This is a genomic window from Nocardia sp. NPDC004711, from assembly GCF_053601595.1.
Map to the genome: position 1 here is coordinate 1 of NZ_JBSGCB010000014.1, position 14,841 is coordinate 14,841.

16 protein-coding genes and 1 pseudogene are annotated in these 14,841 nt (G+C 66.8%); 3 read left to right on the plus strand and 14 right to left on the minus strand.

From position 1 onward, the window contains the following. Window positions 1–272: 272 nt before the first annotated feature. Window positions 273–530: pseudogene (locus tag ACWEKS_RS15770) on the plus strand (GNAT family N-acetyltransferase); the annotation flags it as partial. Between the two features lie 61 nt (window positions 531–591). Here the strand turns inward: ACWEKS_RS15770 and ACWEKS_RS15775 are convergent. From ACWEKS_RS15775 to ACWEKS_RS15800, 6 genes are all read right to left on the minus strand, one after another. Continuing rightward, window positions 592–1,383, minus strand: coding sequence for an SAM-dependent methyltransferase (locus tag ACWEKS_RS15775; RefSeq protein WP_452340740.1), 792 nt, complete (start codon window positions 1,381–1,383; stop codon window positions 592–594). Between the two features lie 115 nt (window positions 1,384–1,498). Next, a complete protein-coding gene (locus ACWEKS_RS15780) occupies window positions 1,499–2,137 on the minus strand; it encodes a hypothetical protein (RefSeq protein WP_452340741.1) in 639 nt (212 codons plus the stop codon). Between the two features lie 225 nt (window positions 2,138–2,362). Beyond that, window positions 2,363–3,277 (minus strand): hypothetical protein, encoded by a 915-nt coding sequence (locus ACWEKS_RS15785; RefSeq protein WP_452340742.1) that lies wholly within the window; start codon window positions 3,275–3,277, stop codon window positions 2,363–2,365. Window positions 3,278–4,220: 943 nt separating this feature from the next. After that, entirely contained in the window at window positions 4,221–4,592 is a 372-nt protein-coding gene (locus tag ACWEKS_RS15790) for an SLOG family protein (RefSeq protein ID WP_452340743.1), read from the minus strand. Window positions 4,593–5,022: 430 nt separating this feature from the next. Then, window positions 5,023–5,349 (minus strand): antibiotic biosynthesis monooxygenase family protein, encoded by a 327-nt coding sequence (locus tag ACWEKS_RS15795; RefSeq protein WP_452340744.1) that lies wholly within the window; start codon window positions 5,347–5,349, stop codon window positions 5,023–5,025. A gap of 95 nt (window positions 5,350–5,444) precedes the next feature. Further along, on the minus strand, window positions 5,445–5,870 hold the full coding sequence (locus ACWEKS_RS15800; protein WP_452340745.1) for a DUF2871 domain-containing protein: 426 nt from the start codon (window positions 5,868–5,870) through the stop codon (window positions 5,445–5,447). A 231-nt stretch (window positions 5,871–6,101) separates the two neighbouring features. Between ACWEKS_RS15800 and ACWEKS_RS15805 the strand changes: the two genes are divergently transcribed. Together ACWEKS_RS15805 and ACWEKS_RS15810 are read left to right on the plus strand one after the other, a co-directional pair. Further along, window positions 6,102–6,725, plus strand: coding sequence for a TetR/AcrR family transcriptional regulator (locus ACWEKS_RS15805; RefSeq protein WP_452340746.1), 624 nt, complete (start codon window positions 6,102–6,104; stop codon window positions 6,723–6,725). 99 nt (window positions 6,726–6,824) lie between these two features. After that, a complete protein-coding gene (locus ACWEKS_RS15810; protein WP_452340747.1) occupies window positions 6,825–7,190 on the plus strand; it encodes a hypothetical protein in 366 nt (121 codons plus the stop codon). 10 nt (window positions 7,191–7,200) lie between these two features. Here the strand turns inward: ACWEKS_RS15810 and ACWEKS_RS15815 are convergent, their stop codons facing one another. The 8 genes from ACWEKS_RS15815 to ACWEKS_RS15850 all read right to left on the minus strand — a co-directional run bounded on the left by ACWEKS_RS15815 (window position 7,201) and on the right by ACWEKS_RS15850 (window position 14,705). After that, window positions 7,201–7,959, minus strand: coding sequence for a hypothetical protein (locus ACWEKS_RS15815; RefSeq protein WP_452340748.1), 759 nt, complete (start codon window positions 7,957–7,959; stop codon window positions 7,201–7,203). A 222-nt stretch (window positions 7,960–8,181) separates the two neighbouring features. Beyond that, window positions 8,182–8,838 carry a 3-oxoacid CoA-transferase subunit B gene (locus tag ACWEKS_RS15820; RefSeq protein ID WP_452340749.1) on the minus strand — a complete coding sequence of 219 codons (657 nt, stop codon included), beginning with the start codon at window positions 8,836–8,838 and terminating at the stop codon, window positions 8,182–8,184. Continuing rightward, the gene (locus ACWEKS_RS15825; RefSeq protein WP_452340750.1) at window positions 8,835–9,602 is read right to left on the minus strand and encodes a CoA transferase subunit A; all 768 of its coding nucleotides are present in this window, start codon (window positions 9,600–9,602) and stop codon (window positions 8,835–8,837) included. Before ACWEKS_RS15825 ends, ACWEKS_RS15820 begins: the two co-directional genes overlap by 4 nt. Continuing rightward, window positions 9,599–10,201, minus strand: coding sequence for an RBBP9/YdeN family alpha/beta hydrolase (locus ACWEKS_RS15830; protein WP_452340751.1), 603 nt, complete (start codon window positions 10,199–10,201; stop codon window positions 9,599–9,601). Before ACWEKS_RS15830 ends, ACWEKS_RS15825 begins: the two co-directional genes overlap by 4 nt. Beyond that, on the minus strand, window positions 10,194–11,555 hold the full coding sequence (locus ACWEKS_RS15835; RefSeq protein ID WP_452340752.1) for an MFS transporter: 1,362 nt from the start codon (window positions 11,553–11,555) through the stop codon (window positions 10,194–10,196). Before ACWEKS_RS15835 ends, ACWEKS_RS15830 begins: the two co-directional genes overlap by 8 nt. 146 nt (window positions 11,556–11,701) lie before the next feature. Continuing rightward, complete coding sequence (locus ACWEKS_RS15840) at window positions 11,702–12,754, minus strand: 3-keto-5-aminohexanoate cleavage protein (protein WP_452340753.1); 1,053 nt, start codon at window positions 12,752–12,754, stop codon at window positions 11,702–11,704. A 35-nt stretch (window positions 12,755–12,789) separates the two neighbouring features. Next, window positions 12,790–13,683, minus strand: a complete 894-nt coding sequence (locus ACWEKS_RS15845; protein WP_452340754.1) for a TauD/TfdA dioxygenase family protein — start codon at window positions 13,681–13,683, stop codon at window positions 12,790–12,792. A 47-nt stretch (window positions 13,684–13,730) separates the two neighbouring features. Then, window positions 13,731–14,705 (minus strand): quinone oxidoreductase family protein, encoded by a 975-nt coding sequence (locus ACWEKS_RS15850; protein ID WP_452340755.1) that lies wholly within the window; start codon window positions 14,703–14,705, stop codon window positions 13,731–13,733. Window positions 14,706–14,841 lie beyond the last annotated feature (136 nt).

Sequence of the window (14,841 nt, forward strand, 5' to 3'; positions counted from 1 at the left end):
ATCCTCGCGATCAACGAATCCAGTTCGGCCACAGCATGATCCAACACCACCCGACAGGTCTACCAGCAACGAATCACGCGAGTGCAGTTGCAGTACTAGGCGGTGTCGAGGTGGCCTGCAATGACGCGAATTCCATAGTCGGCGTGGCACTCTGGGCCCCGCCCGGCCACTGGCACGTCGCCGACACCGCGATGCCACCCCAACTGCCGGGCCTCGCCTACGCCTTCCGACACCGCCTGCTCATGGCCGGCAGGCTCGCCGACCGCATGGCGGCTGCCCATCCTCGCGAACCGCACTGGTATCTCGCCGTCATCGGCTCGCTGCCCGGCGTCCGAGGTCAGGGGTACGGCCAGGCGCTGATGGGGTCCCGCCTCGAGCGGTGCGACGCCGAGGGCATCCCCGCCTACCTCGAATCCAGCAAACCTCAGAATGTCCCGTACTACGAACGCTTCGGCTTCGACGTCACCGGCACCCTCGATGCGACCCGCGGCGGTCCACCGCTGTGGCCGATGTGGCGCACTCCGCGCTGACGCGCAAATGCGGTGTTGCCGACCGGGATTCGGCCGGCAACACCGCATTTGCGTGACAGGGTTACGGTTTGCGGGCCATACCTCCGACCACCAGCTGTTCCCAGACTGTCAGCTCAGGGTTGGCGGCGTCGGGCTCCGATGGATCGGGACGCCACTGGGCGCATGGGCGCAGGCCGTCCTCCTCCAGTGTCAGTGCACCGAAGAGGAACTCGATCTCCGGTTCGGTGCGGAAACGACCGCGACCGAACGCTTCCACGATCTTGTTCGCGGTCGCCACGGCCTCGCGGGTGGCGCCGGAACGGAAGTGTGAGATATAGACCCGGCTACCGGAAGGGAAGCGATCCGACCAGTACCGAACCACGCCGGCCGGATCCTCTTCGTCATTGACGAAGCTGAGGGTGATCCCGAACAGGATGCCCACCGGCTCGTCGAAGTTGATCAGACGCTGTACTTCGGCATGCTTCTGAATGCTGTCCGGATCACGAATATCCGCTTCCAGCACCACGATTCCGTCATCCACGGCGAGCAGGGCCCGGCCGTGAGAAGCCACGAACGGGTCGTCGTCCACATACACGACGCGGGCGTCCGGATACACCTGCCGCACCACCTCGTGCACATTGACGCGGGCAGGCAGGCCGCAACCCATATCGATGATCTGGCGAATTCCGGCCGCCGCCATGGCCTTCACGGCCCGCAGCACAGCCTCCCGATTCGTGATGGCCAACCGCTCGGATCCGGGTAGGTCCTCGATGAAGTAGTCACCGACATCCTTGTCGACACCGTAGTTGTCGCGCCCGCCGAGTACGTAGCTGTATACGCGTGCCACGCTCGGCCGGGACTGCCGCGCTCGCATGGCGTTGATGTTCAAGTGTCACACCCCTCTTTCCTCATCGACGATACCGCTATCCACCAGGAAATCCTGCGCCATCCACGCAACACCGCCAGCCGCTCCGAACGACGGATCGTGCCTATTGCGTAGCGCCCGCGGCGGCCGCGGTCGTGGGCACCGCGGCGGTGGTTGTCGGTGTGGGAGTGGTTGTTTGGGGCGCGGTCGTCGTGGTCGTGACCGGTGCGGCGGTTCCCGGATCCGTGGTGGTGGCGGTGGTGGTCGGGGCGACCGTGGTGGTCGGCGTCGGGATTATGGACGCCGAAACCGGATCGGGGCAATGGCCGAGTATCTCACCGAGACGGTTGATCTCGGCATTGCTACGCGGGTCACCGACATAGTTGATCTTGTCGGTGCACTTGACGTAACCGTCAGGCGCGGGGGCTCCGCCGGGGGGCGAGTCGGACACGGGCGGGGTATCGGGCGACTCGCCCGGGGGCTGCTGCTGCGGCGCCACGCCGCCCGGCGAGCCCGCCACGGGACTACCCCCGACCGGCTGGCCCGCACCCGGACTCGCCACGGGCGCACCAGAAGTAGTCGAGACCGCCACCGTGCTCGTCACACTGGCCGACGGCTTGACCGTCGTCGCGGTCGCGGTCGATTTTCCCGAGTCACTCGAGCAACCCGCCACCAGCGCGACCACCGGTGTCATCATCAGCACCGCGATACGCGTGGCCGTTTGCGGGCGCGACCGACCACGCCATTCCGCCAGAGCGGACATCGATTCCTCCTGAGGGTGCAGCCCCAACCCCGACTCATCCGCTGCACGAGCATCTTTCGCCGATCCAGAACCGAACCGGCAACCTTGAATCCAGGGGCATTAACACCCCCCGCTCGACCCTAAGGGCTCCGGCAACCGGACGCCATCGTGCTCGGTGCCCCTATTTCCGTGGGCCACTTATCGATCAGGTACCTGCGATTTATCGATTGAGTGCCGACTCTACTCTCATGGCTTCGCCGCCGAGGCCGGATCACGTTGCGCGAGCAGGGCATCCAGCTGCTTTTCGGCGCGTTCGGCACGCGCCAGGGTCTGGGTACGGGCATCGTCCAGGGCGGCGAGCCGTTCGGCGGCCTCCTGCCGTGTCTTGTCGACGGCGGCCGCCGATTCCGTCCGCACCGCGGCCAGGTCGGCGGCGGCCTGCCGGCGCACCTCGGTGAGTTCCGTCCGCGACCGATCGAGCTCGGCGCGGGCCCCCTTCAGTTCGTCCCGGGTGTCGGCGACCACCTGATTGCGTTCGGCCACAGCGGCTTCGGCCCGTTCAATGGTGCGCTCGGCATCGGCGGCACGCTGCACGGCGAGATCGCGTTCCGCGCCCGCCGCGGTGATCCGCTGGGTGGCGTCCCGGCGCACCTGCTCGATCTCGGCCGCCGCCTTCGAGCGGGCCAGCTCGATGTCCTCGCCGGCCTGCTGGCGCGCCCGCTCGGTGTCCTCGGCGGATTCTCGCCGGATGGTGCGGATCTCGGCCTCGGCCTCCGCCCGCGCGGCGAACACATCGTCGGCCGCCTGCTTCGTGACCCGCTCGACTTCCTTCAGCGCGTCGTCCCGCGCGGCGAGTGCCTCCGCGATCCGGCTCTCGGCCTCCTCCGCGGCCAGCGCCGCGTCCTCGGCCGCCGATTCGGCTGCCGCCCGCGCCTCTTCGGCCTCCCGCCGCGCCTGCTCGGCCGCGACGGTGGCCATCTCCGCCTCCGCGATCCGCCGTGCCGCATCCGCCTGCACGGCCTGGACCTGCGCTTCCGCGACGGCCGGATCGGCCAGCGTGGACAACTCCGCCACGGCGGTATTGAGCGTCGTCCCAAGCTGTTCGGCGATCGCACGGAACTGTCCGAGCAGCTCATCGGCCCGCAGCCGAGCCACGGTCACCGGCCCCCGTTGCGTCACAGTGACATTCGCCGGGGGCGTCTCCCCCTCGGCCTGTTGCTGCCGTTGCCGCTCTCGCCAGGCCCGCCAGCGGGTGTGCTCCGGGTGATCACAGTATTCCGACGGACGCCCCGGCCCTCCGCCACGCGTAATTGGTTTGGTGCAGCCGGGGTAGTTGCAGATGCTCGACACAACGGGAATCGTAGCGTTGGTTTCGTCAAATCCAACGGAACAACACGTAACGAAACCTGAAGTACCCCAAACCAAACCGAGCCGTTCTGACCCCCGATAAGTGAACCTTATCGGAGGTCAGAATCGCCACTCCCCCTGAAAACGCTTGATTCCGTTTCGTTTACGTTTGGTTGGCCCACACGCTACGGAAATGCAACGAAACCTCTGAAAAACTGGGCACGCATGTACGCTCGTACCACTTCTGTCGGGTCTCACCTAAAGTGGCGGATTCTCAACCCATCTGGCGAAAGCGTGGCGAGTTTGGCGTGGCAGCGTCACATCGTCGAGGTCGAAACCGGCCCGCCGGCGGACGCGGCGGAAGGTTCGAGACCTCGCCCGGAAGACGATCCCGCACAGCCGATCCACGCGCGTGAGAAGGCCAAGGCCACGGAGTTGACGGCTCAGTGCCGGCGAACGAGCGCGCGGCCGAACACGGATCCGATTGGATGGTTGCTGGTGGGTACCGCCCAGGCTGGGTGGCGGTTTGTGCTGGTAACGTCCGAATTGTGACGATCCCTGATCTTGTCGCTCGGGCGGTGGCAATCCGGGGCGACGTCGGGCGCGCCGACGTCGGAAGCCGAACTGGTTGCGGCCGAAGCTGGCTCGGGGTTCGCTTCGATACCCAGTATCGCGACCTGATGTTGATCTGCAGCGGCATCGAGGGTCTGGGGTCGTGGCGGACCGCAGGTCAGACGCTCGCGACCCGCCGACCCCGTCAGCGCTCGGGCATGATCCCGGACCGGAAGATGCGCGTCGGGATGCCGGCTCGTTGCGCCAAATCGGCGGTATGACTGGCACCGGCTGAACCGTCGTGAATGAAGGCCAGGCATACATCGGCGCCCAACTTCACCATCTCTGCATTCCGCTGGAAGCCCGCGCGGCGACCGAACTGCTTCCAATCCGCCGGAATCCGTTCAACCTGCCCACCCCAATGAGTCCAGCACGCCTCGCACAGCGCATCAGCACCGGTCGGACAAGCCCCCGACACCAGAACGGCATCCAGATCCCACACCTCTGCCAACGCATCCCGAATGATGCGCCGGTCCCTCCACGACCGCGAGCCGGTCACCAGAACCCGTTTTCCCACGCTGCACAGATCTCCCTCGAATTGGCCGGTTGCACTTCGCCGCACACTCTGTCAGCAGGTCCCGACATCCCGCACCGACAACGCCCCGCACCCGAATCCCGGTCCCAGTTCACGGCCGCCGAATCGCGACGACTGCGTTCAACGCCGACGCCGCGGAAACCGCCACTCAGTCTGAGCAACACCCACCGGCAGCCGCCCCATCGCGGCTGGCCGACCGCAGGTCAGAGGCTCGCTCTCCGCCAGGTCGGCTGAGAACTCACAACTCTCACGAGATGTGGTTGCCAGGTCTCACCCAAAGTGGCGGATTCTCAACCAAATTCCGGACAGGGGTCCGACATCGACGCAACGACCGCGGACGTGGCCTTCCGCGCCTGACACTGCTGGGGCGGACCCCGTCTTGGGCCCGCCCCGGCAGTGTCAGGCGCGATTGTCAAGCGCCACAGATCCCCTCGACGGCGATCTTCTGGAATGCAGTTGGGTAGGTAACGATCCCGTCGGGATACTTCGCTGCCCCCTGCTGGAACTCTGGGTTGGACAAAGCCGCCAACAGTGCTGCGGAGGATTCCCACACTGCAACATTGGCAAACAGCTGGCTGCCGCCGATTCCGCGGTTCATTTGAGTGGAGACGAAGCCCGGCTCCCACTTCATGAAGGAAGCGTCCGCGGCCCAGATCTTCAAGAAGTCATCAGCCAACTCGGCCGGGACGGCAAAAATGTTGATTACGGTGATCGGACCGGTGGTTTCCTGCAGCTGCACGGGGAGTGGGACCGCGGGATCCAGTGCCTTGAATTGAATTATTGTTTCATCCTTTCGTTTCTACCTTGATTCGTAAATCTTGAGATGCCGATCCGTCATACCTGGACGGGTTCTTCCTGACGGGCCGTCACCGGCCGATACAGGCAGGCGAAGAACAGCGCGAACCCAACGGTCAGGAGGATGTGTCCACCTCCGGCCAGATGGGCTGGCAAGTCACTCTCGGAGTGGCCCAGCACGGTCCGAATGCCGATCATCGTCATGCAGGCCACCGACCAGAGGACACCTGCGTTGTACGTCCAGAAGAACCATCCGTATAGCCGCTGTGAAGAAAGTGCGAACTGCTTTTCCAGGGCCAAGACAATGAGAAAAAACAGCGTGCCGAGCGACAGGAGGTGCGTATGCGTGATCGCAAGCTCGGTCTTCCCGGTGAAATTGTGGGACTTGGTGAAATCGCGATAGAACAACCCGGACACCAGTCCGAGCACGGTATAGAGGGTCGCCGCGTAGTAGAGCTGTTTCATCGAGATCCTTGTCGGAGTGTTCGGCGCTGGCCACCTTTGGGCACCCTGCCCGATCCTGTCGGCCGGTCGGCCATCATGACGACCACCACACTAGAACAGATGATCGTTAAATGGAACAGTGGTCTAGTAGGTAGTCCGATGCTCTCCTACACTCGATGTAGTACGAGCAAGTCGACGACGAGGGGCTCGATACGCTGACTGGCGAGGTGAGGTTGTTGACAGGAGGAGTAGATGTCGGCGGAGCAATCCAGCGTGATCCGCTTGCGTGATCGACGTGAGCAACTGACGCTGCGGATCATCCTGACCACCGCACGCCGGCTCTTCGCCGAGAGCGGATACACGGGTACGTCGATTCGGAGCATCGCCCGCGAGGCCGGGGTAGCACCGCAGACGATCTACTCGCACTTCGGCTCCAAGGCCGGAGTGTTGCGGGGACTCATCGACCTGCTCGAGGAAGAAGCGGGGTTGATCGACCTGCGGGCCCAGTCCGAGCACCTCGACGATCCCATGGAGTTGATCCGGACACTGGCAAGAGGGAGCCGGCAAGTCCGCGAGCGGTGCGGTGACATCCTCACCCTGCTTCACTCCGGAGCCAGCATCGATGCCGACATCGCTAACGCCAGGACCGAAGCTATGCGACGCAACCGCATCGAAATCGACGCAGTCATCGGGCAGATTCGCGATGCCGGTAGAAATCTCGACGTCAACGCCACAGACGTCGCAGTTTCACTGATGACGGACGACGTCTATCACAGCCTGGTCACCGATGCCGGCTGGACGCCTGCGGCGTACGAGCGATGGCTCACAAACACGCTCGCGCTCCTGCTGTCGCGCTCGGAGCCGGAAGTCGGCTGAGCATTTCGACGACCGCGTTGAGCGGAAACCGCCACTCAGGGCTGCGGCATACATTTGCGCAGTACCACCCATAACCGACCAGGAAGGACGGGATCCGACGTGTCCGACGCAGAACGGATCAACTGGGATCATCTCAAGACTCGGCAGCCGACCGACGCTGAAAGAGATTCGCTGCGAGCAGACCTGGTCGAACGGGCGCTTGCGGTCAGGCGGAACGGGTGGGACGACTACCGGTCCGTGTGGACGAGCGGCGAGGTTGCCGGGGTCGCCTACCTGCTAGAGGAAGGCGACCTGCTGGAGGAACTCGACGAGCACGAGGGGTCGGTGCTGACCCGATTCGCCGGCGATCTCTACGGCTTCAAGGGCGCACGGAAAGACATCGAAGCCGGCTTGGTCGGCACCCAGGCGTGGTTCGCCACCGCCCGCGCCGAACTGGATGCCCGCAGTTCCGGCGCGAACGGATAAGCACTATCGGCTATTTCGCCTGTGGCGCAGGCTGGGCCGGATCCTTGCAGTACGGGAGTTCGGGTGGGCAGGGGGTGAGGATGGTGGAGAAGTACTGGATGGCCGAGAAGAGGGTGACGGGTCCGCCGGCGAGGACGATGCCGGCCATGGAACCGACCGCGCCGAGGGTTGCCATGCCGAGTACGCATCCGGCGACGGTGGCGCCGACGAAGGGCACCAGCAAGGCGATGACCGGGCTGGAGATGACGGCGCCCGCGGCACCGCCGACCAGACAGCCGACACCGGCGCCGAGCACGGCACCGAGCACGGCGCTGACGGCCGCACCGATCGCGACGCGTTGCGCGAATGCACCCAGGGCTTGTGCGTCACGTGGCGTAAAGGATTCGGCCACTTGGGTTGCCGCTTGGTCGACGGTCACGACGTCGCGGGCGTCGACCCGAGTGATCTGCTGCGGGTTGGCCTTCGACGGTGTGAGGGTCGCGGTCGAGCCGTCGAGTCGGGCGGTGACAGGGTAGGCGGTGTCGTCGATGCGGTAGGTCAATGGGAGCGCGGCGACGGGTCGGTCGTGCCGGTCGAAGAGCACCAGTTGCTCGTCGAGACGGCGCAGTGTGCCGTCGCTGACGGTAATAACAGCGGAGTCGCCCTGCCGGGTGACTTCGTATGCCACCGAGCCGGATTCGTCGCCTGCGGTCGGTTCCGCGTAGGCCGTTGCGGCGGGAATGACCACTGCAGTCGCTGCGAACGCGGCGACTACCGCGGATTTCCTCATTTTCATGGGTACCTCATCATCATTGATGGAATCGGGCGCGGCACTGCGGTCCTCACCCGTGGTTAGCGGGGGTAATAGGCCCCGCATCCGGCGGTCAGGCGCCGGAGGCTGTGTCGTTCGCGAGAACCGTTGCCCCTGGGGCGGTATGGGCCGCGACGAGCTCGCTTTGAGGATCTTGCCGCTCGCGGTCATCGGTAGGGTTTCGGTGAACTCGACGATGCGTCAGGACGCGACGGCCAGCGGTGCGGCGGTGGCGGCCCGTACCTGCGCCGCAATGATGCCGGGGGCGCATTCGCGCAGCATCAGTCCGGCCGGAGTGACATCGATGACGGCGAGGTTGGTGATGATGCGGTGCACCACCCGTTCGCCGGTCAGCGGAAGCGTGCAGTGGGACACGATCTTCGGCGCTCCGGTCTTGTCGGTGTGTTCCATGAGCACCAGGACGCGACCGGCGCCGTGCACCAGATCCATTGCTCCGCCCATACCTTTGACCATGTGGCCGGGGACCATCCAGTTCGCCAGATCGCCCGCGGACGAGACCTGCATCCCGCCGAGCACAGCGGTGTCGATGTGCCCGCCGCGGATCATGCCGAAGCTGGTGGCCGAGTCGAAGAACGACGCCCCCGCCACGGTGGTGACAGTCTCCTTGCCTGCGTTGATCAGATCGGCGTCGATGTCTGCCGCGGCCGGATACGGTCCGGTGCCGAGGATTCCGTTCTCGGAGTGCAAGGTGACGCGAACGCCGGCCGGTAGATGGTTCGGGATGAGGGTCGGCAGCCCGACGCCGAGATTGACGTATTCGCCCGGGCGGAGTTCGCGGGCGGCCCGGGCGGCCATTTCGGTGCGGGACCAGCCCAGATTCGTGGTGGCCGTGGTCATGTCGACTGCTCCTGGGCGACGGTTCGTTTCTCGATGTGTTTGAGCTGCGGTCCGGTGTGCACCACCCGGTCGACGAAGACGCCGGGCAGGTGGATACGCGCCGGATCGAGATCGCCCGCGGGAACCAGGTACTCGACCTGCGCGATGCAGCAGCGTCCGGCCATGGCGGCCAGCGGGTTGAAGTTGCGGGCCGACTTCTCGAACACCAGGTTTCCCTCGGTGTCGCCGATGCGGGCGTGCACCAGCGCGAAGTCGGCGGTGAGCGCTTCTTCGAGCACATAACGCCGCTCACCCCAGCCGCCGAAGGTGCGTACTTCCTTGGCGGGCGAGGCCACCGCGACCGATCCGTCCGCGGCATACCGCCACGGCAGCCCGCCATCGGCGACCGGGCTACCGACCCCCGCCGGCGTGAAGAACGCCGGAATGCCCGCGCCGCCGGCCCGCAATTTCTCCGCAAGGGTGCCCTGCGGGGTCAGCTCGACCTCCAGTTCGCCGGCCAGGTACTGGCGGGCGAACTCGCTGTTCTCGCCCACATAGGAGGCGATGATGCGACGGATGCGCTTGTCCGCCAGCAGAATTCCGAGGCCGTGCGCATCGGTGCCGCAATTGTTGGATATCACCTCGAGATCGGTGACCTCGCGGGCGGCGAGCGCGTCGATGAGTGCGTCGGGGATACCGCACAGCCCGAATCCACCTACCGCGAGCGAGGAGCCCGAGGTGATGTCGGCGACGGCGGCCGCGGCCGACGCGGCGACCTTCGTCATCGGGTGGCCTCCGGTGCGGCCGCCACCGGCGGCGTCTCCTCGACGAGTTCTCGCAGCAGCTCGGCCGCGCGCGGCCAATCCCCGTATCCCGAGGCGGGATTGAGGTGGCCGACCTCGCCGAGATCGACCAGTCGACTCCCCCACGCCTCCGCCATCCCGGAGACACGCCGGTAGGTGGCCAGCGGGTCGTTGGTGGAGGCGGCGACGATGCTGGGAAATGGCAAGCGCCGCCAGGGAATCGGCGTCCACCCGTTGGCGTCCAGTTCCTCGTGCGAGGGGTACCCGTCCGGTAGCGGGGTCTCGAAATCCGGGGGCGTGGCCAGTAGCGCGCCCTGCACGGGCCGGGTGGACTGCTGAGCCCATCGCACCGTGATCATGACACCGGCGCTGTGGGCGACGAGCACGACGGGCCCGTCGATCTCGGTGAGCACCGCGTCGAGGGCGGCGACGCGGGCGGCGCAGGAGAGCTTGTCCCGCTCCAGCGGCGGCACCGTGCGGACCCGGTCCAGCTGGTCGGCGAGCCGGGTCTGCCAGTGGTCGGGGACGTGGTCGCGCAGCCCGGGCACGATCACAATGGTCGGTGTGGTGGTCTCATTCATGGGGTGCGGCAAGTCCTTTCGAAGGTCGATGCGTCAGGCCGGAGTCGAGCGCGGCGAGCCTGCGCAGCCCGGCGGGATAGGCCCGCTTGCCCAGCGCGAGTGCGGCGATGGCGAGCAGATAGGTCAGCGGCGCGAGCCGCAGCGCGTTCGCCAATCCGAGGTGATCGGCTAGGACGCCGACGACGAACGGGCCCAATGCCAGGCCGAGCAGACTGTTGGCGAGGGTGAGGGTGCCGAAGGCCGAAGCCTGGACGGAGGGGTGGGTGAGGTTGGCGACCATGGCCGCGGCCGGTCCCGACGATCCGCCGGAGAAGAACGCCCCGACGCCGATCAGCAGTAGCTGCAGCGGACCGTGGCCGACGGCGAAACCGATTGCGAGGCAGGCCAGGGCGATCGCGCAGAACACGATGGCCGCGGTCCATTTGCGGGCCATGTCGGTGCGGCTGACCCGGTCGGTGATCATCCCGCAGCCCACCATTCCGGCGCCGACGAGCAGCACGAACACCGAGGCGACCGCGCCCGCCCGGTCCGGGGCCAGGTCGTAGTAGCGGCCGAAGAAGCTCGGCATCCACGACAGCAGCACCGCTGCGGTGAAGATCTGCAGGGCACTGCCCGCGTACGCGCACAGGACCGCCGGATTGGTGAACAGTGTCGAGACCGGAATCCGCAGGCCCGCTCCACTTTCCTGGCTCGGCGCCGGGTCGGCGGCGTGCCGGGCGAGCTTCTCCTCGCTGACGGCCGCCCGGAACAGCGCCGCCAGGACCAGCCCGAAGACCGCCATGAGAGCGAACGACCAGCGCCATCCGAAGTGCACGGCGATCACCCCGCCGAACGCCACGCCCAGCACCGAGCCGAACGATCCGCCCGCCATGAACGCGCCGCTCAGCGCGGCATGCATGCGGGGCGCGAAGACGCTGAGCACCACGGCGATTCCGACGCTGCCGTAGGCGGCCTCACCGACGCCGACGAGGAAGCGGGCACCGAGCATCTGCGGGTAGTCGGCGGCCACCGCGCACAGCAGGGTGGCCGCGCTCCACAACACCGCCATCAGGACCAGGCTGCGCACCCGGCCCCAGCGGTCGGCCAGCAGCGAGAGCGGCAACGTCAGTAGACCGACCATCAGCGCGACCACGCTGCTGAGCGAGGCCAGCCGCGAATCCGAGAGTCCCCATGCGGTTTTCAGGAAGGGAAAGACCGCGCTGAGGACTTGGCGCGACATGTAGTCGGCCAGCAGCAGACCGAAGGCCAGCGCGAAGATGAGCCACGGATACGCCCGGCGGGTCCGTGCGACCGCCGTGGCCGGGGCGGCGGCCGGCTGGCCGTCCGTCCCGGCGGCGGTAGTGTGCAACTCCATTGGTGCTCCTACGTATCCGGTGTGCGAGACGGTGGTGCACACCGGAGTTAGAGAGGGAACCGGGGGCACACGACCGTCGGCCGTGTGCCCCCGGAAATCGGGCACTGCCAGATCAGCGACCCGAGAGGCGGCCCGGTGCGAGCTGGTCAGGCGTGGTGGGTGAAGCCGACCTGGCCCGGCTTGCGGTTGGGCGCGAAGCCGAGCTTGGCGAGCGTCGCGTCCGCGTCGGCGTAGCGCTCGTCGAGCTTGTAGATCCCGCGCGCCTCCTTGCCGGTGGCGACCTCGCGACCCAGCTCACCGGCGATGCGCACCAGTTGCTCGACCTGCTGCACCGAGGTCATCTTCTGGCCCTTGCGACCCCAGAGGGTGTCCTCGTTGCCGCAGCGCGCGTGCAGACCCATCGCGATGGCCATGGTGTTGACCGGCAGCACGCTGCGCATGAGCGTCTCGAGGGTCAGCACCGCGCCGTCGGGGACCCGGCGGATGAACTCCATCATGTTGTAGGGGTTGGGTCCGTCGAAGCCGCCGCCGATGCCGACCCAGGTCACCATGAGCGGGCCGGTGTAGACGCCGCGGCGGATCAGCCGTTCCACCGTCTCGAGCTGTGCGATGTTCGCGAGCTGGAAATGCGGTTGAATTCCGGCCGCCTGCAATCGCTTCAGGTGCTCCTCCACCCAGCCCGGTCCCGCCGGGACGTGCATCTCGCGGTAGGCCTCGTACACCTCCGGGCGGGTGAACGAGGTGCCCGCGATGTCGTCGGCGGTCATCAGCTCGACGATGTTCATCTGATTGGTGTTGATGGCGATGGTGACCTGATCCGGCTTGGGATCCAGCGCCGCGAGCATGTGGCGTGCGTCGTCGGAGAGCCATTTGGCGTCGGCGCCATCACCTTCCGGCGCGAACGAGATGGAGCCGCCGACCTGGAGGATCATGTCCGGCACCGCCTCTCGCAGCCGGCCCAGCAGCTCGTTGAACTTCGAGAGCCGCTTGGAGCCCTTGCCGTCGAGTTCCCGCACGTGGATGTGCAGGACGGTGGCGCCCGCGTTGTAGCAGTCGACCGCCTGCTGGACGTGCTCGTCCATGGTCAGCGGCAGGTCTTCGCGGAAGTCGTCGGGCTCCCACTCGGGGCCGTAGGGGGCGACGGTGATGACCAGCTTCTCCTGGACCTCCGGGAACAGCGCATCGTCGTGGAAATGCATGGGTTTACTCCAATGTGAGTGGGCTGGAAGGGATGTCAGTACGGGAGGTCGCCGATGATCCCGGCGCGCTCCATCTTTCGGATCGCGGGCCAGTAGTCCTGGACCGCGTAATGCTGGGTGGACCGGTTGTCCCAGATGGCGAAGCTGTTCGGGGTCCACCGCCAGCGCACCTGGTATTCGGGGACCGCGGCCTGCCGCATCAGGTAGTGCAGCAACTCCGCCGCGCCCGGCGCGTAATCGAAGCCGAAGCGCACGTTCTCGGGGGTGTGGTAATTGACCAGGTGTGTGGTGAAGGCGTTGACGAACAGGATCTGCTCGCCGGTCTCCGGGTGTGTGCGCACCACCGGGTGCTCGGCGTCCGGAAAGCGTTGCGCCAGTTCGTGACGCTGCTCCAGCGGCATGGCCGCGCCGAAGCTGGCCTCGATGCTGTGCCGGGCGCGCAGGCCTCGGATACGGTTCTTCACCTCGTCGGGCAGACGCCGGTACGCCTCGGCCATATTCACCCAGATGGTGTCGCCACCGACGGGCGGCGCCTCCACACAGCGCAGCACCGAACCCATCGGCGGATGCTGTCGCCAGGTGGCGTCGCAGTGGTAGGCGTTCTCGTAGTGTTCCGGCGCGCTGTCCAGATCCTTGTAGATGCGCACCAGGCCCGGGTGGTCCGGGTCGCTGCCGGCTACCGGATGGTCCTCCAGCTCGCCGAAGCGACGGGCGAGCGCGACGTGGTCGGCGCGGCTGATGTCCTGATCGCGGACGAACAGGACCTTGTATTCGAGCAGCAAGGCGCGCAATTCGGCGAAAAGATCGGCATCGTGCGCGGCCGCGGCCAAGTCGACGCCGGACAGCTCGGCACCGATAGTGCAGGTCAGCGGCGTCACGCCGATAGACCAGCGCAACGTCGAATCCTCCAGCGGGGTAAGGGTTGTCATGACAGTCCTCCAAGGGGTGTGAGCCGCGGCATCGGGCGGCCGGAGTTTCAGAGCACGAAGACCGAGGTGCCGACGCTGCGACCGGACTCCAGGTCGCGGTGCGCCTGCTCCGCGTCGGGCAGCACGTAGCGCTGATTGATGTCGACGCGAATGCGGCCCGCGGCGACGTGGGAGAAGAGCTCACCCGCGAGTTCGGCTCGTTCGGCGGGGTCGGCGATGTAGTCGGCGAGCGCGGGGCGCGTCACGAACAGCGAACCCTTCACCGCCAACTGCATGGCGTCGATCGGGGGGACCGGGCCCGACGCGGTGCCGAAGCAGACGAGCAGGCCGCGCCGCGCCAAGGAATCCAGAGACGACTGATAGGTGGTCTTCCCGATGCTGTCGTAGACCACCGGCACGCCCTTGCCGTCGGTGATCTCCCGGACTCGTTCGGCGACGTTCTCGCGGGTGTAGAGCACGACGTGATCGCAGCCGTTCGCACGGGCGATCGCGGCCTTCTCCGCACTCGACACCGTCCCGATCACGGTGACGCCCAGCAACTTCGCCCACTGGGTGAACAGCGAGCCGACACCGCCGGCGGCCGCGTGCAGCAGCACGGTGTCCCCGGCGCGCAGCGGGTGAGTGCGCCGCAGCAGGTATGCGGTGGTGAGTCCGCGCATGGTCATGGAGGCGGCGGTCTCGAACGCGATCTCCTGCGGCAACCGGATCAGGTGCTCGGCGGGCATCACGCGTTCGGTGCTGTAGGCGCCGAGCGGGCTGCCGGTGTAGGTCACGCGGTCACCCGCCCGGAAATCGGTGATGTCCGGACCGACCGCCTCGATCACGCCCGCCGCCTCGACGCCCATGCCGGCCGGCAGCGCCGCCGGGTAGAGGCCGGTGCGGAAGTAGGTGTCGGCGAAGTTCAAGCCGACCGCTTCGTGCCGAATCCGGACCTCGCCCGGTCCGGGCTCGCCGACTTCGGCTGTCTCCCACCGCAATACCTCCGGTCCGCCGGTTTCGTAGAAGCGAACAGCTTGTGCCACAGTGCATCTCCTTTTGGACGCGACCGCGCCGGGGCGGCGATCGGCGTTCTGGGTCCGACAGGGGTACCCGGCACCGACCCGTCGCGTGCCCGCGGCTGCGGGGACGCTCGGAGGCCCGGGCTATCGAGAACGAGAG